The following is a 21,137-nucleotide window of genomic DNA, read 5'->3' as shown; positions in this document are numbered from 1 at the left end:
AAACAATAGGATTAAGTTATGTCGAATAATGTAGTCTTTGACAAACAAACAAATTCCACCTCTCCCCTAGGCTTTTCTTTAAGCCTCATTTCTTTAGCGATATTTGCTTTTCATCCCTTTGCTCAGGCTGAAAGCTTAGAGCAAATTAATGTTGTTGATGAAAGCCCAGCTAACTCCACAGCTGGCAGTAAAAGCTATACTATCAAATCAATGAATACAGCTACCGGTTTGCGTATTTCTGGTAAAGACACGCCACAATCTGTTAGTGTGGTAACAAGAAAACAACTTGATGATCGTGCGATTCATACCCTTGAAGACGCAATGAAAAACACTACAGGTGTGAATGTTGTGCATGATTCTGGTTTACAAACCCGTTTTCTCTCTCGTGGTTTCTATGTGGATCAAATTGGTGAAGATGGTATCACTACCAATGTCGGCGGGCGTTCAGGTTATACTGCTAAAATTGATGTGGTGCCGAGCACAGACTTAGCCGTTTACGATCATATTGAAGTAGTACGCGGTGCAACAGGTTTAACTCAATCCAATTCCGAACCAGGCGGAACTATTAATCTTATTCGCAAACGCCCAACAGATAAATTCCAACATTTAGGTGAAATTACCGTAGATCACCGTGGCAGTGTTCGCACTATGCTTGATGTGTCAGGCCCAATGAATAAAGAAAAAAACGTACGTGGGCGTTTAGTGGGCGTGGATGAAAAATCACATTCTTTCAAGCAAGATGTAAAAGGCAGTAAACAAATGGTTTATGGCGTATTTGAGAGCAATATCCGTGATAAAGGTTTATTTACCCTTGGCGGTATGTATCAAAAAATTAATGAAGTACCGGATTTTGCCGGTGTTATGTTGCCTTGTGAGAATCCAAAAGTTGCGGCATTTTCTTCTCGCCCAGCTTGCCAAGATCCCCTTAAATTTCCACGAAGTACATACTTAGGCGAAAGTTGGTCTCGATTAAAAGGAGATAAATATAATCTTTTCTCTGAAACAAAATTATTTTTAGATAATGATTGGGAATTAAGTCTAGAACTTTCTTATACACAAAATAATTCCGATGCCAAAGTGGGGCAATATTTTATTAAAGATGAACATGCTGCGGGGGTTTCTGGCGCAGATGCTACAAGCTTTTTAACTGAAAAAGGTGAAGTAATTCCCTTTGAGCCTAAAGATAAAGCATTAGAAAAACTAGCTTCATATCGCAAAGACGCCAAAACAGAATTTGAATCTAAAAAAGCGGATTATTTAAAGAATGGTTTTAATCAACAAGATTTTGAGCAATATAAAAATAAACGTATAAATGACCGCGCTTTATTACGCCAGCAATGTATTGATGAGGGAACATTGGATTTCTTCTGCGATGGTTATTATCCTGCCTTGACTGATGAAGAATACAAACAAGATTTTATTAATAAAGAGCTTGCCGATCAGGGAATTAGTGATAATGCAAATGAACGCTTCCCTAATCGTTTATATGATTCAGCCTATAATAATCGAGATGTGATAAATCGTCGATTTAACTATATGCCAATGAGATATCAAAAAAAGGATAAACAATATGGTATTAAGTTAAATTTAAAAGGCAACTATGAACTCTTTGATAGAAGCCACGATTTTTATCTTGGTTATGCTTATAACAATGAAAATATAGAATCAACTTACCTTGAAATTTTCCAAAAGAAATATAGAGTACGCCCAAGTACCGGAACTATTCATGCACAATTTGATGGCTTATGTGAAGTACATCCATTAGGTAGTAATAAACTACCAACAGAAAAAGGAAATCGTGAGCCGGATTGGGATAAATATAATGAATATGGAAATGTGAGTATCTATGAACCAGATTGTAAAAATGCCATTAAAACCAAATATAAACCGATGCTTGATGCCAGTGGCAAACAAATTTATAAAATTGATGATTTTGGTAATAAAGTACCTGCTTTAGAGCCAGTTTATGAGCTTGATGCCAATGGCAATAAGATTCAAGAAGTTGATGAAAAAGGCAATCCTATTTTTGTTGGTTTTGCAGGTACTACGCCTGTTTATAAACACGTTAAAATTCCAGATGATCATATTTTGGCACAATATAATTACGCTAAATATTTTAACAAAAATCAAACTCACACCATTACAGCAAGTAACCGCTTTAATGCCACAGATAAATTGCATATCTTAACTGGGTTAAGTTTTGTACATTTCACCACTTCACAGCAGAAAGAAATGCCTGTTCGTTATGGTGAACCTATCACAAACTTTCAGTCAGCCAGTAATGTTAAAGTGGATAATGAACATTATAAAGCCAGTATGACGGGGCATAAGTTTACGCCTTATTTGGGGATAACTTATGATCTTACTGACAATCACAGCGTTTATGCGAGTTATACCAAAATCTTTAAGCAACAAGATAATGTTGATGTCACAACAAAAACAACCTTGCCACCCCTTGTTGGAACAAATTACGAAGTCGGTTGGAAAGGAGCATTTTTAGACAATCGTTTAAATGCGTCATTGGCTTTATTTACTTTAGAGCAAAAGAATAGAACCGTTGTTGATTTTGGTTTTGTGCCTGATTCTACTGGTAGACAAGGCTCTTTCCAAACTATTGCGAAACCAATAGGAAGAGTTGAAAGCAAGGGCTTTGAAATCGAAGCTGCAGGCAATCTCACCGAAAACTGGCAACTCTTTTTAGGTTACACTTACAACAAGAGCAAATATAAAAATGCTCAAGAAGTGAATGCTGAACGTCTAGAGAAAAACACAAAAGCGACTCCTTATAACTTCAGTAACTTCACACCGGTTCAAATGTTCCGCTTGGCGACTTCTTATCATATCCCAAATACAAAATTAACCATCGGTGGAGGTGCTTCTGCACAAAGCCCAACAAGCAGTTTATATGGCATCCATCAAGCTGGTTACGCTCTTTGGGATGCGAATATTCAATATGAATTTAATCCGCACGCTAAGTTAAGCCTAATTGGGACGAACTTAACGGATAAAATCTATTTCGAGAACAATTATAACCGCACTCGAGGGATGAACAATTTCTATGGTCGCCCACGCACAGTTATGATGAAACTCGATTGGACATTCTAGGAAAAATCAGTCGCAAAAGTGCGGTCGATTTTCCCATTGTTTTTGAACATTAATCATCACAAATTTAAGGACAAACTATGAACCCATTCAAAATAAAACTTTCACTTTTAAGTCTGTCAATTCTTGCTGCCCTTGCAACCAATGCGGCAGCTACGGAGCAAAATACTGAAAACCTTGATGCGATTGTGGTTACAGCCTCAGGTACGACGCAAGAATTACGTGATGCACCGGCAAGTATTAGCGTGGTGAATCAAGCGAAATTAAGATCGCATCCTTCTAATCGCTTAGAGAACGCGTTGCAAGATATTCCTGGAGTAAATGTAAGTGGGAGTAATGCAAACCGAACCGATATTGCTATTCGCGGCTTACCGGCGGACTACACTTTAATTATGGTGGATGGTCGTCGTCAAAATACGCGTGAATCCCGCCCAAATGGCAATGGCGGATTTGAAGGGGGATTTATTCCGCCTGTTAGTGCAATTGAACGAATTGAGGTTGTTCGTGGACCAATGTCATCACTCTACGGCTCGGATGCGATGGGGGGAGTGGTAAATATCATCACGAAAAATGCAGCAAAAGAATGGACAGGATCGGTTTCGACAGGATTTACCGTACATGATAAGTCAGACTTTGGTGATGGTTATCATGGTGATTTCTTTGTGTCAGGTCCACTTGTTAAGGATATATTAGGTCTTCAGGTTTATGGTGGGGGGAACTATCGTCAAGAAGATAACTTGATTGGCGCATCGAATAAAAATAAAGATCAAAATTTGAATGCGAAATTGACTTTTACGCCGGTTGATAAACAAACCTTTATTTTTGAGGCGGGGCGCCATCGTTTAGAAAAAGATGAAACACCGGGGAAAACTATTGATTTGACCACAACACGTGGAACATCAGTCACGCCTAATAATCCAAGTTCTACTCGTGCAAGCCGTAATCATTGGTCTATCACACATCAAGCTGATTGGGATTTGATGACATCAGAATTAAGTTTTTCACAAGAAATTGCAAAACGCGAAGTCAGTGTTAATGGCGTGATGAATACCCGTAAACCAGAAATCAAAAATAATGTCTTTGATGCAAAATTTATGCTGCCTTTATCCAATCATTTCTTTGTATTTGGCGGACAGGTTCAACAAGCTAAATTACAAGATGACTCGGTAACACGTGTTTTAACAAAAACTTTACCAAATGGTCATAAAGCCTCAAGAGCTGTATTTGAAAATAGTAAAAATAGTGTAAAACAATCCGCACTTTTCTTAGAAGATCGCATTGATATTGGCAAAGACATTTTATTAACGCTGGGATCTCGTCTTGATCATCATGAAAAATATGGTTCACATTGGAGCCCAAGAGTTTATGCGGTTTATCATATCAATGATAATTTCTCGTTAAAGGGCGGTGTAAGTAAAGCTTTTAAAGCACCAAGTATTCGTGAAATCAGTGAAAGTTATGTGACATCCACAGAGGCTGGCGCAGGGGTTATTTATGGTAATAAAGATTTAAAACCGGAAACCAGTGTGAACGAAGAAATTGCGTTAGTTTACACCAATGATAATGGTTATAACGCGAGCATTACCTTATTTAATACGGATTTTAAGAATAAATTAACGAGCCATTATACCGGTTTAACTGATCCAGTTATGAAGGCAAAACTTTATGAGTATGCTAATGTTGGACGTGCGAATATTAAAGGCACTGAAATTGCCACTCATATTCCATTCAATGAACATTGGAATGTTGATATGAGTTACACATATCAACACTCTAAACGCCAATCTGATGAAGATATTTCTGCATCCAAAATGAGCCTACGTGGCTTACCGCTTGATAATACACCAAAACATGCAGCGAGTGCTAAATTAAACTGGCAAATGAATGATGCCTTGAGTGCTTATACGCGTATTGCTTATAAAGGCAAACAAATATGGGCAAACCCACGTAATGGCGATAGCAAAAATCACTATCGAACCCGCGCAGCTTACACCACAGTAGATTTAGGGACAACTTACAAATTTAACCCTAATGTATCCTTAAGCTTGGCAGTGCTTAATATTGGCAATGAAATTGGTGAACGTGTGAATACGAATGGGGGAAGCTGGACGGTTGAAGAAGGCCGACGTTTTTGGACGAATCTGAATGTTACATTCTAATTAGCACGAAAATAAGCTACATTTAGCACCGTCTAAATGTAGCTTTCTTTTTCTTATGAGTACTTTATTTAAAATTCTTTTTTTCTATTTAGGGGCGATCAATATAGCTATGGCTGCACCTGATTTTTCTATCTCTAAAATAAATCCGAAAATAACCGCACTTTATCACATTCATCAACAAGATTTAGTGTTTGAGAATAAACATTATCGTTTATTTATCGCCGAGCCGAAAAGACGACAGCACAATTTATCGGTGTTTTATACACTTGATGGCAATGCGCAATTTCCTTTAGCGGTAAATGCAGTGAATGCTAATTTACCTTTACCGTTGATTGTAGGCATTGGCTATGTTTCAGAAAAAGCCTATGCCATTGAAGAGCGTCAAAGAGATTACACATTTCCAGCACAAGGTGATGAGTTTAAGCAAGGTGGTGGCGCGGGAGATTTTTTACGTTTTATCCAAACTAAAATTAAACCGAATATTGAGAAAAATTACGACATTAATCCTGAAAAACAATATTTCTTTGGGCATTCCTTTGGGGGATTATTTGGTCTTTACGTGCTGTTTCATCAGCCAGATTTATTCCAATATTACACCTTGGCGAGTCCATCACTTTGGTGGGGAAACGGTGCGTTTTTGTCTAAAAATGAATCTTGGATTACATCTCATCCTAAGCATATTTTAATCACTTTAGGCGAATATGAAGAATATCCGGAACAAGATCCTAAAATGACAGGGGAGCAGCAACAACGCATTGAGCAACGAAAGAAGATGCGACCATTTAATGCTCAACAATTAGCGGAAAAATTACAAGCTCAAGGCAATCATGCAATATTTAAATGGATTCCGAACAAAAATCACGGGGATTCGGTTATTGATGCAATAAAGTATTCTTTAGATTTTATGCAAAATGATAGGTAAAAATAAGGCCGATATTTGATAATATCGCCTACCACATAAATGCCTTTCACATTGGTATTTTGATATTTATCTACTTTGACATAGCCGTGTTCATTTGTTTCTACACCTGCATTTTCTAAGCCAATTTTATCTGTCGCTGGAACACGACCCGCAGCCCAAATAACGCAATCTACAATAACATCAGATTGACCATCACATTTTACTGTAAGGGAGCCATCTGCATTTTTAACAATTTCAGATGGCGTGGAATTAGTATGTAATTGAATTCCATCTTGCGCAAGCACTTCCACTAATGTTTCTACGATTAATGGATCTTGATTACGCATTGGCGCATGACGACGCACTAATAAATGCGTTTCTACGCCTAGGCTGTTTAATATACTAGAAAGTTCAACGGCAATATAGCCAGCCCCAATAACCGCAGCGCGTTTTGGTAATTCAGTTAATGCAAAGAAACCATCCGAATCAATGCCGTATTCTTGTCCTTTAATGTTTGGACGATATGGGCGACCACCTGTTGCGATTAAAATATGATCTGCGGTTACTTGCTCTTTTGTACCATCAGCAAGAGTTACTTCAATAGTATGCGCATCGACAAATTTTCCGAAACCGTTAATTACATCAATGTTATTTTTCGCTAATATAAAAAATGAGGAAGGTTATAGTAACCTTCCCCACTTCAGAGCATATCTAATTAGCTATACGATTAATTAGCATATTGGTTAATCGCAGCGGATACTTCTTGATCTTGATAAATGTTATTCACAATATCGTTAAATGTTTGAGACAGAACTTTTTGAATTTCGTCATTATCCGCGTTTAATGCGCCTTCTTGTGAACGAGTAGCATTAAATGCTTTGTTATATGAACCTCTCGCACCTTGAACATAAACAGTCGCTTGAATTTTGGTATTCAGTTTATAACGAAGATTACCTTGTTCTACTTGAGTAGCAAATTCACGTACATCTACAGTTACCCACGCATTTGATCCATTGGATTGCCCAATTCTGAAACCTTTACTAATAAGATTTTGTTGCATCACTTGTTGGAATAATTGCGTAACACTCGGCGATGAATTTAATTTAATGAGTTCTCCACGCTTGGTATAGCTCGCGATATCTTGCGTTGTGCGGCTATCTTTCGTTGTTACATACACAATCGCATTTTGATTAATGTTCATTGTGGCATTCGGTGCCGGTGGTGTGAACGTTAATGTATTTGATTGTGCTTGGCAGCCAGCAAGGAACAGCGTAGCTGCTGCAATACTTACTGCTGATAATGTTTTGATTTTGTTTGATAATGTCATAATTTCCCCAATGAGCCAGTTAAAACTGTGTTATTCTTGCAAACTTCACTGCTAATGTATAGCGTTTCATTGTGATTTTGTGGAGATTTATGATGTCTGTTCAACAAACTATCGAACAAAAAATTCAACTAGAATTTCAACCGCACTTTTTTAGTGTAGAAAATGAAAGCCACTTACATAGTTCTGGTCGTGGCGCGGAATCTCATTTTAAATGTGTGATTGTGAGTAATGTTTTTGAAGGAATGCGTAAAGTACAGCGTCATCAACGTGTTTATCAATTGCTTGCAGATGAGCTTAATAGCGGTGTTCATGCGTTAGCGTTGCACTTATTTACTGTAGAGGAATGGGGCGAGTTAAATGAGAAAATTCCTGCTTCAACGAAATGCGCAGGCGTTGGACATTAATTTTTTATGTTATGAAGATGTAACATTTTTTTGATATATCGCAAAAGGTTTTTACAAAAAAGTAGGCGTTTAAGTAGCGAAAAAAGCAGATTTTCGCTAGAATAAGGCGTCTAATTTTATCCAAATTCAATTTCTCGATAAGGATGTTTATCGTGAAGTTAACCGATTTGAGTTTTTTATTTTTGTGACATTAATGTCTTTCTAAAGGTGTTTTGTCACGCTCAAACACGAGATTGCATTTAACTTGTTTATTTGCAATTGTATTTTTAACCTTGAAAAGTAGTGCAAACAGTATGATTACAATTAAGAAAGGCTTGGATCTCCCAATTGCGGGAAAACCAGCACAAGTAATCCACAACGGAAATGTTGTGAATCAAGTTGCGATTCTAGGTGAGGAGTATGTGGGGATGCGTCCTTCTATGAAGGTGCGCGAAGGCGATGTTGTAAAGAAAGGCCAAGTGCTTTTTGAAGACAAGAAAAATCCCGGTGTGATTTTTACAGCCCCTGCAAGTGGTACTATCACTGTAATCAATCGTGGTGAGAAGCGCGTATTACAATCTGTCGTAATTAATGTGGAAGGAAATGAGCAAATCACTTTCGCAAAATATAGTGCAGAACAATTGAATACGCTTTCTTCTGAACAAGTAAAACAAAACCTTGTTGAATCAGGTTTATGGACTGCATTACGTACTCGTCCATTTAGCAAAGTACCTGCGATTGATAGTGAACCAGCCTCAATTTTCGTGAATGCAATGGATACCAATCCATTAGCCGCAGATCCTGCTATCGTGCTAAAAGAATTTTGGCAAGATTTCACAAATGGTTTAACGGTATTAAGTCGTTTATTCCCTTCAAAACCGTTACACTTGTGTAAAGCAGGTGATACGAATATCCCAACTGTTGATCTTGAAAATTTACAGATTCATGATTTCGGTGGCGTTCACCCTGCAGGTCTTGTTGGTACTCATATTCATTTTATTGATCCTGTTGGTGTAAATAAAACTGTATGGCACATCAATTATCAAGATGTGATCGCAGTGGGTAAATTATTTACAACAGGCGAGCTTTATGTTGAACGTGTTATTTCTCTTGCTGGTCCGCAAGTGAAAGAACCTCGTTTAATTCGCACTGTAATTGGCGCTAATCTCTCTCAATTAACCCAAAATGAATTAAGTGCGGGTGAAAATCGCGTAATTTCTGGCTCAGTGCTTTGTGGGCAAATTGCAAAAGGTGCACATGACTATTTAAGTCGTTATGCATTACAAGTTTCTGTGATTGCAGAAGGTAATGAGAAAGAATTCCTTGGCTGGATTACTCCGCAATCAAATAAATATTCAATTACTCGTACAGTGTTGGGTCACTTCGGTAAGAAATTATTCAATTTTACTACCGCAGAAAACGGTGGTGAGCGTGCAATGGTGCCAATTGGTAGCTACGAGCGCGTGATGCCGTTGGATATTTTACCGACATTATTATTACGTGATTTAATCGTGGGTGATACCGATGGCGCGCAAGCGTTAGGTTGTCTTGAATTAGACGAAGAAGACTTAGCATTGTGCTCTTTCGTTTGCCCAGGCAAATATGAATACGGTTCAATCTTGCGTCAAGTACTAGATAAGATTGAGAAGGAAGGTTAAAAATGGGTTTGAAAAATCTTTTTGAAAAAATGGAACCCGCGTTTTTACCAGGTGGTAAATACAGCAAGCTTTATCCGATCTTTGAATCGATTTATACCTTGCTTTATACACCAGGTACAGTAACGCACAAAAACACTCACGTTCGTGATGCGTTAGACTCAAAACGTATGATGATTACGGTTTTCCTTGCGTTGTTCCCAGCGATTTTTTACGGGATGTACAATGTGGGTAACCAAGCGATCCCTGCCTTAAATCAATTAGGCAATTTAGATCAATTAATTGCTAACGATTGGCACTATGCCTTTGCAAGTTCATTAGGTTTAGATTTAACAGCCAATGCAACTTGGGGCTCAAAAATGGCGCTGGGTGCAATTTTCTTTTTACCAATTTACTTAGTGGTGTTCACCGTTTGTACGATTTGGGAATTATTGTTCTCAGTTGTGCGTGGCCATGAAGTAAATGAAGGGATGTTCGTTTCAACTATTTTATTTGCGTTAATTGTTCCACCAACATTGCCATTATGGCAAGCCGCATTAGGTATTACTTTTGGTATCGTTGTTGCAAAAGAAATTTTTGGTGGCGTAGGTCGTAACTTTATGAACCCTGCACTTGCAGGCCGAGCTTTCTTGTTCTTCGCCTATCCAGCTCAAATTTCAGGTGATACTGTTTGGACTGCCGCTGATGGTTTCTCTGGCGCAACCGCACTTTCACAATGGTCACAAGGTGGTCAGGGAGCATTACAACATACAGTAACTGGTGCTCCAATCACTTGGATGGATGCTTTTGTTGGTAATTTACCTGGTTCAATGGGTGAAGTTTCTACGCTTGCAATTTTAATCGGTGGCGCAGTGATTGTGTTCACTCGTATTGCCGCATGGCGCATCATTGCTGGTGTGATGATTGGTATGATTGCAACTTCAACTCTATTCAATTTAGTTGGTTCTGATACTAACCCAATGTTCTCAATGCCTTGGCATTGGCACCTTGTTTTAGGTGGATTTGCATTAGGTATGGTATTTATGGCAACAGACCCTGTTTCAGCATCCTTTACCAATGCAGGTAAGTGGTGGTACGGTGCATTAATTGGTGTAATGGCTGTATTAATTCGTACTGTAAACCCAGCTTATCCGGAAGGCATGATGTTAGCGATTTTATTTGCAAACTTATTTGCACCGATTTTCGACTACATCGTAGTTCAAGCAAATATCAAACGTCGGAGAGCAAGAACAAATGGCTAAGTTTAATAAAGACAGCGTAGGCGGCACAATTCTTGTCGTATTGCTACTGAGTTTAGTTTGTTCCATTATTGTTGCTGGTTCCGCAGTAATGTTAAAGCCAGCACAAGAAGAACAAAAGTTACTCGATAAACAAAAAAATATCTTAAATGTAGCTGGTCTTTTACAAGAAAACACTAATGTAAAAGAAACTTATGCAAAATTTATCGAGCCCCGTTTCGTTGATTTAGCAACGGGTGAATACACACAACAAGCAGATGATAGCCAACAAGCAATTCCTGCTGATGCCGATAAAGCACGTATCCGTTCTCGTAGCAAAACGACCGAAGTTTATCTTGTAAAAGATGAACAAGGTAAGACTCAACAAGTTATTTTACCAATTTATGGAACTGGCTTGTGGTCAGTGATGTATGGTCTAGTATCTGTTCAACCAGATGGTAATACTATTAATGGTATCACTTACTACCAACATGGTGAAACGCCAGGATTGGGTGGTGAGATTGAAAATCCAAACTGGGCAAGTTTATTTAAAGGTAAAAAATTGTTTGATGAACAACACCAACCTGCAATTCACATCGTGAAAGGGCAAGCTCCACAAGATGAGCATAGTATTGATGGTTTATCAGGCGCGACTTTAACTGGTAATGGCGTACAGGGTACGTTTGATTATTGGTTTAGTGCAAACGGTTTTGGTCCATATCTTGAAAAACTTCATGCGGGAGCAAACTAATGTCTGAAAAAGCAAATTATAAAGATCTGTTGTTAGCTCCAGTTGTTAAGAACAACCCAATTGCATTACAAATCTTGGGTATTTGTTCTGCATTGGCGGTAACAACAAAATTAGAAACTGCTGTTGTAATGGCGATTGCAGTGAGTTTGGTAACTGGGTTATCAAGTTTCTTTGTTTCTTTGATTCGCAATTATATTCCAAACAGCATTCGTATTATTGTGCAACTTGCGATTATTGCATCACTTGTAATCGTTGTTGACCAAATATTAAAAGCCTACGCTTATGGTTTATCTAAACAACTTTCGGTATTCGTTGGTTTGATTATTACTAACTGTATCGTAATGGGACGTGCCGAAGCATTTGCGATGAAGTCGCCTCCCGTTGAAAGCTTTGTAGATGGTATCGGTAATGGTTTAGGTTATGGTGCGATGTTAATTATCGTAGCATTTTTCCGTGAACTTATCGGTTCAGGTAAATTATTTGGTATGACTATTTTTGAAACCATTCAGAATGGTGGTTGGTACCAAGCAAATGGTTTATTCCTACTTGCACCAAGTGCATTCTTTATCATCGGATTTGTTATCTGGGGATTAAGAACTTGGAAACCAGAGCAACAGGAGAAGTAATCAATGGAACATTATATTAGCCTATTCGTTAAGGCAGTCTTCATTGAAAATATGGCACTTTCTTTCTTCTTGGGAATGTGTACTTTCTTAGCGGTATCTAAAAAGATATCAACTGCGTTTGGTCTTGGTATTGCGGTAACTTTCGTTCTTGGTATCGCCGTGCCGGTAAACCAATTAATTTATGCAAATGTGTTAAAAGAAAATGCTTTAATTGAAGGTGTGGACTTATCATTCTTGAACTTCATTACCTTCATTGGGGTTATTGCTGGTTTAGTGCAAATTCTTGAAATGGTATTAGATAAATTTATGCCATCTCTTTATAACGCATTAGGGATTTTCTTACCGTTAATCGCAGTAAACTGTGCGATCTTTGGTGGGGTGTCTTTCATGGTTCAACGTGATTACAATTTCCCTGAATCTATCGTGTACGGTTTTGGCTCAGGTTTAGGTTGGATGTTGGCGATTGTTGCGCTTGCTGGCTTAACTGAGAAAATGAAATACGCGGATATTCCTGCAGGATTAAAAGGTTTAGGTATTACCTTTATCTCTGTTGGTTTAATGGCGTTAGGCTTTATGTCTTTCTCTGGTATTCAATTATAAGGAGTGTAATCAATGAGCGATTCAGTAATTCTTGCACTCGGTATTGCCGCATTCACGGTTATTGTATTAGTGTTAGTGGCAATCATCTTATTTGCGAAATCAAAATTAGTCGATTCTGGTGATATTACTATCGGCATCAATGACGATCCTGAAAAAGCGATCACATTACCTGCAGGTGGTAAATTATTAGGTGCTTTAGCAAGTAAAGGTATTTTCGTGTCTTCTGCTTGCGGTGGCGGTGGCTCTTGTGGTCAATGTATTGTTAAAGTGAAAAATGGTGGTGGAGAAATTCTTCCAACCGAACTTTCTCACATTAACAAACGTGAAGCAAAAGAAGGTTATCGTCTAGCTTGTCAAGTTAACGTGAAAGGTAATATGGAAGTTGAACTTCCTGAAGAAATCTTTGGCGTGAAAAAATGGGAATGTACTGTTATTTCTAACGATAACAAAGCAACCTTTATCAAAGAGCTTAAATTGGCTATTCCTGAAGGCGAGGAAGTACCTTTCCGCGCGGGTGGTTATATCCAAATCGAAGCTGATCCACATGTGGTGAACTATAAAGATTTTGATATTCCTGAAGAATACCACGAAGACTGGGATAAATATGATTTATGGCGTTATGTCTCTAAAGTGGACGAGCATATCATTCGTGCTTACTCAATGGCCTCATACCCTGAAGAGAAAGGCATTATTATGCTTAATGTTCGTATTGCAACGCCTCCGCCTCGTCAACCTGATGCACCTCCAGGTCAAATGTCTTCATACATTTGGTCATTAAAAGCAGGTGACAAAGTTACTATTTCTGGTCCATTTGGTGAATTCTTTGCGAAAGAAACTGATGCAGAAATGGTATTTATCGGCGGTGGTGCAGGTATGGCTCCAATGCGTTCTCATATTTTTGACCAATTAAAACGTCTCCACTCTAAACGTAAAATGTCATTCTGGTATGGTGCACGTTCTAAACGTGAAATCTTCTATCAAGAAGACTTTGACCAATTGCAAGCTGAAAATCCAAACTTTGTATGGCATGTTGCATTATCGGACGCATTGCCTGAAGATAATTGGACTGGCTATACAGGCTTTATTCACAATGTACTTTATGAAAACTACTTGAAAAATCATGAAGCACCAGAAGATTGTGAATACTATATGTGTGGACCTCCAGTGATGAATGCTGCTGTAATTAAAATGTTGAAAGATCTTGGTGTTGAAGATGAAAACATTTTATTAGATGACTTTGGTGGCTGATTTTAGTTAATCAATTCATCATAAAAACTGACCGCACTTTGTGATGAAGTGCGGTCAAAATTTAAGGTGTTTTTAGAAAATTTTCTATGATTACAGGTAAGTTTTGTTGAATTTGCCAGTAATTCACAGATGTAGGAAATCCAGATGAAAAAATTAATAAGTGGTATTATGGCTGTGGCAATGGTATTAAGTCTTGCAGCCTGTCAAAAAGAAACAAAAGTTATCTCATTAAGTGGTAAAACAATGGGAACAACTTATCATGTTAAATACCTTGATGAAGGCTCGATGAAAGCAACATCTGAAAAGACGCATGAAGAAATTGAAGCTATCTTAAAAGATGTGAACGCTAAAATGTCCACTTACAAAAAAGATTCGGAACTGAGCCGTTTCAATCAAAATACTCAAGTGAATACACCGATTGAGATTTCAGCAGATTTTGCCAAAGTATTGGCCGAAGCGATTCGTTTAAATAAAGTGACTGAAGGTGCACTGGATGTAACTGTTGGCCCAGTTGTGAATTTATGGGGATTTGGCCCAGAAAAACGCCCAGAAAAACAACCTACGCCAGAACAATTAGCTGAACGCCAAGCTTGGGTTGGTATTGATAAAATTGCCCTCGATATGAGTGGTGCAAAACCGACATTAAGCAAAGCACTTCCTCAAGTTTATGTCGATTTGTCCTCGATTGCTAAAGGCTTTGGTGTTGATCAAGTGGCTGAAAAGTTAGAAGAACTAAATGCTCAGAATTATATGGTTGAAATCGGCGGTGAAATTCGTGCGAAAGGAAAAAATATTGAAGGTAAACCTTGGCAGATCGCAATTGAAAAACCAACTACAACAGGTGAAAGAGCGGTTGAAGCTGTCATTGGATTAGACAATATGGGAATGGCAAGCTCTGGCGATTATCGGATTTACTTTGAAGAAAATGGTAAACGCTTTGCTCATGAAATTGATCCGAAAACAGGTTACCCAATTCAGCATCATTTAGCCTCAATTACGGTACTTGCACCAACTTCAATGACTGCAGATGGCCTATCAACAGGGTTATTTGTACTGGGTGAAGACAAGGCGTTAGAAGTGGCAGAGAAAAATAATTTTGCCATTTACTTAATCATTAAAACAGATAGTGGTTTTGTCACAAAATCATCCTCTGCGTTCAAAAAATTAACAGAAACAAAAGAATAGTTATGCAAACTTTATTTTTTACTTTAATCGCTTTCGTCGCAATTATATTGTTGATGTCTATTGGATTTATTATCAAAAAACAAAGTTTAAAAGGCAGCTGTGGTGGTTTATCTACCCTTGGTATTGCCAAAGTTTGCGATTGTGATAAACCTTGCGATACGCTTCAATCAAAATTAGATGCGGGCGATGAACAAGCGAAAGCTGAATATGAGCAAAAATTTGCAAAAAAAGATGATGACTCGCAATTTTATGAAGTGAAATAACTTGCTCAAAAATGACCGCACTTTATGTGCAAAATAAAATTAACGGCAAAATTATTTTGCCGTTTTCTCATTCAATAACCAATGTGCTTCGCCTTAACCGAAGTTACGGGAGAACTATGTTAATTTCAAATACTTATAATCAACACTTTCCTCAATTGACGCAAGAGCAGCTTGCGAGAAATGCGACAAAAAAAGTCATTTGTGGTATGTCTGGTGGTGTAGATTCTTCTGTGTCAGCGTTTATTCTTCAACAGCAAGGCTATCAGGTTGAAGGCCTGTTTATGAAAAACTGGGAAGAAGATGATGATACGGATTACTGCACTGCAGCAGCTGATCTTGCAGATGCTCAGGCTGTATGTGATAAATTGGGTATCAAATTACATAAAATTAATTTTGCTGCAGAATATTGGGATAATGTCTTTGAGCATTTTCTAACTGAATATAAAGCAGGGCGTACGCCGAACCCAGATATTTTGTGTAATAAAGAAATTAAATTTAAAGCATTTTTAGAATATGCTGCTGAAGATCTTGGTGCTCATTACATTGCAACAGGGCATTATGTACGTAGAGCTGGTGATGATGAAAATGCAAAATTATTACGTGGTCTAGATGCCAATAAAGATCAAAGTTATTTTCTTTATACCTTAAGCCACAAACAAGTGGGGCAAAGTTTATTCCCCGTTGGTGAAATCGAGAAGCCGATTGTTCGCGCTATTGCTGAAGATCTTGGCTTAATTACGGCGAAGAAAAAAGACTCTACCGGTATTTGTTTTATTGGTGAGCGTAAATTTAAGGATTTCTTAGCGCGTTACTTACCGGCTCAGCCTGGTGATATTCGTACTGTTGATGGTGAAATTATTGGTCGCCATGATGGTTTGATGTATCACACGTTGGGACAGCGTAAAGGATTAGGCATTGGTGGTTTAAAAAATGCGGGTGATGAGGCTTGGTATGTGGTAGATAAGGATGTAGAAAATAACGAACTTATTGTTGCTCAGGGGCATGACCATCCTCGTTTATTTTCAAAAGGTTTGATTGCTAGCCAATTACATTGGGTTGATCGCGAGCCAATTCATGAGTTATTACGTTGCACGGTGAAAACACGTTATCGCCAACAAGATATTCCTTGTGTGATTGAACCGATTGATGATGAAACTATTCGAGTGATTTTCGATGAACCTCAATCAGCCGTCACACCAGGACAATCTGCCGTATTTTACCTTGGTGAAGTTTGTTTGGGCGGTGGTATTATCGAAGAAAGAATATAAAATAAAGATACTAAAAGCGCATTTTATGCGCTTTTAGACTATTTATTCAAACCAAATGACACTTGCCATTCGGCCCGTTTGGTTGTCACGGCGATAAGAAAAGAACAATTCTTTTTCATTGAATGTACAGTGATTTCCACCATAAATTTGCGTAATGCCTAGATTGTTTAATCTCTGAGTTGCGATTTGATAAAGATTACCTAGGTACTTACCTTCTTCTATGGCATCAGGTTGAAAGGCGAGTTTGGCTTTTTCATCTATCGCAATAAACTGTTTTACAACATCAATTCCAACTTGAAATGCAGTTGGTCCAATTGCAGGGCCAAACCACGCGACAATACCTTCAGGTTTAGCCTGAAAGCATTTGACAGTTTCTTCTAATACGCCATCACATAAACCACGCCAGCCAGCATGTGCTGCAGCTACTTCATTGCCAGATGTTGTGGTGAATAGAACTGGCAAACAGTCTGCCGTCATAACAGCACAAACTTGATGAGGAACATTTGTATAAACTGCATCCGCTTCAAGATTTTGTCCTGAGTAAGGTAATTGAATCACTCGAGTACTGTGTGTTTGAGTTAGAAATATAGGTGTTTGTGGCAAACCAAATTTTTCTACTAATAAAGTGCGGTTAGTTTTTACCGCACTTTTGTTATCACCGACATGATCGCCTAAGTTGAAACTAAAATAAGACGCCAAGCTCACGCCCCCTTCACGAGTAGTAGTAAAGGCATGAATATTCTTTGGAACGTTCCAATTTGGGTTTATCGCTTGCATGTTAATAATCTAACTCATCTTGATGTTCGAGATAGTCGGCTTTGAGTGCATTAAGCAATTCAACAAAGTCATCTGGTAATGGTGCATACCATTCCATCATTTCACCTGTAATTGGATGAGCTAAGCGTAGCATGACCGCATGTAAAGCTTGACGTTTGAAATTACGCAATACTTCCATAAAGTCTTCACTTGCATTTTTGGGTGGACGAGGGCGTCCGCCATAGGTTTGATCGCCTAGTAATGGATGGGCAATATGTGCCATATGAACACGGATTTGATGTGTACGTCCCGTTTCTAAACGTAAACGTAAACGGGTGTAGTTACGGTAATTCTCCATAATACGATAATGGGTGACAGCTGGTTTTCCCATTGGATGAACCGCCATTAAAGTACGTTTGGTTGCATGACGAGCCATAGGTTGATCGACTGTGCCACCTTTAGTCATAATGCCTGATGCTACTGCTTCATATTCACGCGTAATTTTGCGTTTTTGTAAGTCGCGTACTAACTTGGTTTGTGCTGGAATAGTTTTCGCAACAACCATTAGACCTGTCGTATCTTTATCTAATCGATGCACAATTCCTGCTCTCGGTACTTCTGCAATTGGCGGATAATGATAGAGTAGTGAATTGAGCACAGTTCCATTTGGATTGCCAGCACCAGGGTGTACGACAAGATCTTTGGGTTTGTTAATCACAATAATGTCGTCATCTTCATACACGATATTCAATGGAATATTTTCTGGTTCAAAACGTGTCTCATCTTCCACTTCTACGGTGATTTCTATTTTTTCTCCTCCGAGCACTTTCTCACGCGGAATATTGGCAATGCGATCATTAAGTTTTACGAGATCGGCTTCAATCCACGTTTTTAATCGGGAACGAGAATATTCCGGGAACAACTCTGCAAGTGTTTGGTCTAAACGCTGTCCGATTTGTTCTGGCTGCACTTCAGCCGAAAGGGTAATTTGTGGCATAAATAGCTCTCAAAAATTTTAAAAGTTGGCTTATTGATTAATGTTCTATACAATAGCGGACAATTGTATCTTATTTATTGGTTTTCGTAAAAATTAAGGAAAAAACAATGCGTAAAATAAAATCTTTGGCATTGCTTGCCGTGGCAGCATTAGTTGTTGGATGTTCAAGTGGTTCAAAAGATGTTGAGCAAGCATCAGTAAATGAGTTGTACACTAAAGGTGTCACATCATTACAAGAAGGCGGCTATTCTGAAGCTATTCGTTATTTAAAAGCAGCGACTGAACGTTTCCCTGGTAGTATTTATCAAGAACAGGCGATGCTAGATTTAATTTATGCAAACTATAAAGCACAAGATTATACGCAAGTATTATTGACGGTAGATAGCTTTTTACATCAATTCCCACAAAGTCCGAACCAAGACTATGCAGTGTATATGGCGGGGTTAACCAACGCTGCAACAGGTGATAATTTTATTCAAGATTTCTTTGGAATTGATCGTGCGACACGTGAAACCACTTCTATGCGTACCGCTTTTTCTAATTTCCAAAATTTAGTTCGTGTATTCCCTAACAGCCCTTATGCTCAAGATGCTTTAGCGCGTATGGCTTATATTAAAGATGCGCTTGCTCGTCATGAGTTAGATATTGCAAAATTCTATGCAAAACGTGATGCTTGGGTTGCAGTATCAAACCGTGTAGTTGGAATGTTGAAACAATATCCTGATGCTAAAGCAACTTATGAAGGTTTATCTTTGATGAAAGAAGCTTATGAAAAAATGGGTTTAACAGCATTAGCCAATGATACCCAAAAAATTATTGATGCGAATAAAGATAAAACCTTTGCACCAATTGAAAAACCAGATGAGCCAGAATTAAAAGTTCCGACTGCTAAATAGTCATAAGATATGAATAAAAAGCCCGAATAACTTCGGGCTTTTTGCTATATATTATCCTCGATGTGCATTTTTCATAATGCGATCTTTTGTTACTTTCCATTCACGCTCTTTGATATCATCGCGTTTATCATGTTGTTTTTTACCTTTAGCTAAACCAATTTTGACTTTTGCCCATGCACTTTTCCAGTAAAGAGAAAGCGCTACGATGGTAAAACCGTTTCGGTTTGCTTTGCCAAATAGGGATGCTAGTTCACGTTTATTTAATAATAACTTACGAGTGCGAGTTGGATCACAAACAATGTGCGTTGATGCAACATTTAATGGCTGAATGCTTGCGCCGAATAAAAAGGCTTCGCCATTTTTGAAAATGACATAACTATCACTAATGTTTGCCTTGCCTGCGCGCATTGATTTGACTTCCCAGCCTTGTAGTTCAAGACCTGCTTCAATTTCATCTTCTATAAAATAATCATGTCTCGCACGTTTATTCAGTGCGATAGTATTTGATCCTGGTTTTACTTTTTTCTTTGTCATAATTTTTATACCTTATTTTGCTTGGCGCATTTTATCGGATATCTATTTTTATAGCAAAAAAGATCATCTAGGGAGAACTGGCAGTCGCGTTTATTTTCAAGCTTTAAAAGATTTATAGAAAACTCAAGAAAAAATCACCGCACTTTTGTAAGAAAAAACAGACACATTGCTGTGTCTGTTTAAGTGAGATAAAAAAGATGAATTAAGTTTTGGTGATTTATATAAAGTGAATAAACGATTATTCCAAACGTTTTGCCACTTTAAGCCAATCAGCCTTAAATACACGCTGCATATTATTAATGGCATCAATAATATCATGGTGAACAAGTTGTTCATTTTGGATGCCTACGCAGTAGCCACCTTTACCTTGTAGCAATAAATCTACCGCGTATGCGCCCATACGTGAAGCAAGAATACGGTCAAATGCACAAGGAGAGCCGCCACGTTGAATATGCCCTAAAACAGTTGCACGAGTTTCGTGCCCAACGCGAGCTTCAATTTCTTTTGCCAGAGAATGGACATCGGTTAAAAGTTCAGTGATTGCAATAATTGCATGGCGTTTACCACGAATAATGCTACGTTCAATTTGTTGAATTAATTCTTCTCGATTAAATTCAATTTCTGATGCGACGATATATTCACAACCGCCAGCGATGCCTGCAGAAATCGTTAAGTCACTACAGTGGCGACCCATAATTTCAACGATAGAAATACGTTGGTGTGAGCTTGAGGTATCGCGTAAACGGTCGATAGCATCGACTGCAGTTTGTAATGCGGTTTGATAGCCGATGGTATAGTCAGTACCTGCAACATCATTATCAATAGTGCCAGGTAAGCCAACACAAGGGAAACCATGTTCTTCAGTTAACAATTTTGCGCCCATGTAAGAACCGTCACCACCGATAACAACAAGTGCATCAATGCCGTGAGAACGTAAAATTTCAGCACATTTCGCACGAACATTTGGATCCTTAAATTCAGGAAAGCGTGCAGAACCTAAGAACGTACCGCCACGATTAATCACGTCTGATACGCTGTAGCGGTTTAGTTGCTTGATTTTATTGTTGTATAAGCCTTGGTAACCATCATAGATACCAAATACATCTAGACCTTCTGCAAGTGCTGAACGTACTACGCCACGAATTGCTGCATTCATACCTGGCGCATCGCCACCACTTGTTAAAACTGCAATTTTTTTGATCATATTTACCTACTTTTAACCGTAATTGGAAACTGGCATAAGATTACATCATTAGAGGTATCTGCTCT

General features: G+C 38.3%; 19 protein-coding genes and 1 pseudogene. 14 read left to right on the top strand and 6 right to left on the bottom strand.

Translation table 11 applies throughout. The features are described from left to right. The first annotated feature begins 18 nt into the window (after positions 1-18). The 3 genes from AC6H22_RS05430 (at position 19) to AC6H22_RS05420 (ending at position 6,183) form a co-directional block, all read left to right on the top strand. Positions 19-3,105, top strand: a complete 3,087-nt coding sequence (locus tag AC6H22_RS05430) for a TonB-dependent siderophore receptor (protein WP_118817103.1) — start codon at positions 19-21, stop codon at positions 3,103-3,105. Between the two features lie 77 nt (positions 3,106-3,182). Beyond that, positions 3,183-5,261, top strand: coding sequence for a TonB-dependent receptor domain-containing protein (locus tag AC6H22_RS05425; RefSeq protein ID WP_005629162.1), 2,079 nt, complete (start codon positions 3,183-3,185; stop codon positions 5,259-5,261). Positions 5,262-5,316: 55 nt separating this feature from the next. Next, entirely contained in the window at positions 5,317-6,183 is an 867-nt protein-coding gene (locus tag AC6H22_RS05420; RefSeq protein ID WP_118817102.1) for an alpha/beta hydrolase, read from the top strand. 14 nt (positions 6,184-6,197) lie between these two features. On the opposite strand, the pseudogene AC6H22_RS05415 reads toward AC6H22_RS05420, so the two are convergent. Together AC6H22_RS05415 and AC6H22_RS05410 are read right to left on the bottom strand one after the other, a co-directional pair. Continuing rightward, a pseudogene (locus AC6H22_RS05415) lies at positions 6,198-6,827 on the bottom strand (FAD-dependent oxidoreductase); the annotation flags it as partial. A gap of 62 nt (positions 6,828-6,889) precedes the next feature. After that, entirely contained in the window at positions 6,890-7,489 is a 600-nt protein-coding gene (locus AC6H22_RS05410; protein ID WP_005629168.1) for a YajG family lipoprotein, read from the bottom strand. Positions 7,490-7,581: 92 nt separating this feature from the next. On the opposite strand from AC6H22_RS05410, the gene AC6H22_RS05405 reads away from it, so the two are divergent. From AC6H22_RS05405 to mnmA, 10 genes are all read left to right on the top strand, one after another. Continuing rightward, positions 7,582-7,893 (top strand): BolA family protein, encoded by a 312-nt coding sequence (locus AC6H22_RS05405; protein WP_005629170.1) that lies wholly within the window; start codon positions 7,582-7,584, stop codon positions 7,891-7,893. A gap of 293 nt (positions 7,894-8,186) precedes the next feature. Next, entirely contained in the window at positions 8,187-9,530 is a 1,344-nt protein-coding gene (locus AC6H22_RS05400) for a Na(+)-translocating NADH-quinone reductase subunit A (protein ID WP_005629172.1), read from the top strand. A gap of 2 nt (positions 9,531-9,532) precedes the next feature. Next, complete coding sequence (locus AC6H22_RS05395; RefSeq protein ID WP_005629174.1) at positions 9,533-10,768, top strand: NADH:ubiquinone reductase (Na(+)-transporting) subunit B; 1,236 nt, start codon at positions 9,533-9,535, stop codon at positions 10,766-10,768. After that, positions 10,761-11,495 (top strand): Na(+)-translocating NADH-quinone reductase subunit C, encoded by a 735-nt coding sequence (locus AC6H22_RS05390; RefSeq protein ID WP_005629176.1) that lies wholly within the window; start codon positions 10,761-10,763, stop codon positions 11,493-11,495. The genes AC6H22_RS05395 and AC6H22_RS05390 overlap by 8 nt, the downstream gene beginning before the upstream one ends. Next, a complete protein-coding gene (gene nqrD / locus AC6H22_RS05385) occupies positions 11,495-12,121 on the top strand; it encodes an NADH:ubiquinone reductase (Na(+)-transporting) subunit D (protein WP_005629349.1) in 627 nt (208 codons plus the stop codon). Before AC6H22_RS05390 ends, nqrD begins: the two co-directional genes overlap by 1 nt. Before the next feature lie 3 nt (positions 12,122-12,124). After that, positions 12,125-12,721: an NADH:ubiquinone reductase (Na(+)-transporting) subunit E gene (gene nqrE / locus AC6H22_RS05380; protein ID WP_005629181.1), complete on the top strand. Its 597-nt coding sequence runs from the start codon at positions 12,125-12,127 to the stop codon at positions 12,719-12,721. A 12-nt stretch (positions 12,722-12,733) separates the two neighbouring features. Then, complete coding sequence (nqrF, locus tag AC6H22_RS05375; protein WP_005629183.1) at positions 12,734-13,969, top strand: NADH:ubiquinone reductase (Na(+)-transporting) subunit F; 1,236 nt, start codon at positions 12,734-12,736, stop codon at positions 13,967-13,969. Positions 13,970-14,113: 144 nt separating this feature from the next. After that, positions 14,114-15,154, top strand: a complete 1,041-nt coding sequence (locus tag AC6H22_RS05370) for an FAD:protein FMN transferase (RefSeq protein ID WP_005629185.1) — start codon at positions 14,114-14,116, stop codon at positions 15,152-15,154. Between the two features lie 2 nt (positions 15,155-15,156). After that, entirely contained in the window at positions 15,157-15,417 is a 261-nt protein-coding gene (nqrM, locus tag AC6H22_RS05365) for a (Na+)-NQR maturation NqrM (protein ID WP_118817099.1), read from the top strand. A 116-nt stretch (positions 15,418-15,533) separates the two neighbouring features. Beyond that, a complete protein-coding gene (gene mnmA, locus AC6H22_RS05360) occupies positions 15,534-16,685 on the top strand; it encodes a tRNA 2-thiouridine(34) synthase MnmA (RefSeq protein WP_114892576.1) in 1,152 nt (383 codons plus the stop codon). Between the two features lie 42 nt (positions 16,686-16,727). Here the strand turns inward: mnmA and pgeF are convergent, their stop codons facing one another. Beyond that, positions 16,728-17,462 carry a peptidoglycan editing factor PgeF gene (pgeF, locus tag AC6H22_RS05355; RefSeq protein ID WP_005627440.1) on the bottom strand — a complete coding sequence of 245 codons (735 nt, stop codon included), beginning with the start codon at positions 17,460-17,462 and terminating at the stop codon, positions 16,728-16,730. Position 17,463: 1 nt separating this feature from the next. After that, positions 17,464-18,438 (bottom strand): 23S rRNA pseudouridine(1911/1915/1917) synthase RluD, encoded by a 975-nt coding sequence (gene rluD / locus AC6H22_RS05350; RefSeq protein ID WP_005627435.1) that lies wholly within the window; start codon positions 18,436-18,438, stop codon positions 17,464-17,466. A gap of 107 nt (positions 18,439-18,545) precedes the next feature. Here rluD and AC6H22_RS05345 point away from each other — a divergent pair, with 107 nt between their 5' ends. Further along, positions 18,546-19,334, top strand: a complete 789-nt coding sequence (locus AC6H22_RS05345; RefSeq protein WP_005636887.1) for an outer membrane protein assembly factor BamD — start codon at positions 18,546-18,548, stop codon at positions 19,332-19,334. A gap of 51 nt (positions 19,335-19,385) precedes the next feature. Here AC6H22_RS05345 and smpB read toward each other — a convergent pair whose 3' ends face one another. After that, positions 19,386-19,868, bottom strand: coding sequence for an SsrA-binding protein SmpB (gene smpB, locus AC6H22_RS05340; RefSeq protein WP_118817098.1), 483 nt, complete (start codon positions 19,866-19,868; stop codon positions 19,386-19,388). Positions 19,869-20,106: 238 nt separating this feature from the next. Next, positions 20,107-21,072, bottom strand: a complete 966-nt coding sequence (pfkA, locus tag AC6H22_RS05335) for a 6-phosphofructokinase (protein WP_005627427.1) — start codon at positions 21,070-21,072, stop codon at positions 20,107-20,109. Between the last annotated feature and the right edge of the window lie 65 nt (positions 21,073-21,137).

This window comes from Haemophilus sp. THUN1690 (genome assembly GCF_059704375.1).
This window is presented reverse-complemented; position numbering and strand designations above follow the sequence as displayed.

Excerpts from the sequence above, each read along its gene's own strand:
- AC6H22_RS05370 (WP_005629185.1), top strand. The coding sequence starts at position 14,114 with ATGAAAAAATTAATAAGTGGTATTATGGCTGTGGCAATGGTATTAAGT.
- pgeF (WP_005627440.1), bottom strand. The coding sequence starts at position 17,462 with ATGCAAGCGATAAACCCAAATTGGAACGTTCCAAAGAATATTCATGCC.
- nqrE (WP_005629181.1), top strand. The coding sequence starts at position 12,125 with ATGGAACATTATATTAGCCTATTCGTTAAGGCAGTCTTCATTGAAAAT.
- AC6H22_RS05395 (WP_005629174.1), top strand. The coding sequence starts at position 9,533 with ATGGGTTTGAAAAATCTTTTTGAAAAAATGGAACCCGCGTTTTTACCA.
- AC6H22_RS05390 (WP_005629176.1), top strand. The coding sequence starts at position 10,761 with ATGGCTAAGTTTAATAAAGACAGCGTAGGCGGCACAATTCTTGTCGTA.
- pfkA (WP_005627427.1), bottom strand. The coding sequence starts at position 21,072 with ATGATCAAAAAAATTGCAGTTTTAACAAGTGGTGGCGATGCGCCAGGT.
- smpB (WP_118817098.1), bottom strand. The coding sequence starts at position 19,868 with ATGACAAAGAAAAAAGTAAAACCAGGATCAAATACTATCGCACTGAAT.
- AC6H22_RS05410 (WP_005629168.1), bottom strand. The coding sequence starts at position 7,489 with ATGACATTATCAAACAAAATCAAAACATTATCAGCAGTAAGTATTGCA.
- nqrM (WP_118817099.1), top strand. The coding sequence starts at position 15,157 with ATGCAAACTTTATTTTTTACTTTAATCGCTTTCGTCGCAATTATATTG.
- nqrD (WP_005629349.1), top strand. The coding sequence starts at position 11,495 with ATGTCTGAAAAAGCAAATTATAAAGATCTGTTGTTAGCTCCAGTTGTT.
- AC6H22_RS05420 (WP_118817102.1), top strand. The coding sequence starts at position 5,317 with ATGAGTACTTTATTTAAAATTCTTTTTTTCTATTTAGGGGCGATCAAT.
- AC6H22_RS05430 (WP_118817103.1), top strand. The coding sequence starts at position 19 with ATGTCGAATAATGTAGTCTTTGACAAACAAACAAATTCCACCTCTCCC.
- nqrF (WP_005629183.1), top strand. The coding sequence starts at position 12,734 with ATGAGCGATTCAGTAATTCTTGCACTCGGTATTGCCGCATTCACGGTT.
- AC6H22_RS05345 (WP_005636887.1), top strand. The coding sequence starts at position 18,546 with ATGCGTAAAATAAAATCTTTGGCATTGCTTGCCGTGGCAGCATTAGTT.
- mnmA (WP_114892576.1), top strand. The coding sequence starts at position 15,534 with ATGTTAATTTCAAATACTTATAATCAACACTTTCCTCAATTGACGCAA.
- AC6H22_RS05405 (WP_005629170.1), top strand. The coding sequence starts at position 7,582 with ATGTCTGTTCAACAAACTATCGAACAAAAAATTCAACTAGAATTTCAA.
- AC6H22_RS05400 (WP_005629172.1), top strand. The coding sequence starts at position 8,187 with ATGATTACAATTAAGAAAGGCTTGGATCTCCCAATTGCGGGAAAACCA.
- rluD (WP_005627435.1), bottom strand. The coding sequence starts at position 18,438 with ATGCCACAAATTACCCTTTCGGCTGAAGTGCAGCCAGAACAAATCGGA.
- AC6H22_RS05425 (WP_005629162.1), top strand. The coding sequence starts at position 3,183 with ATGAACCCATTCAAAATAAAACTTTCACTTTTAAGTCTGTCAATTCTT.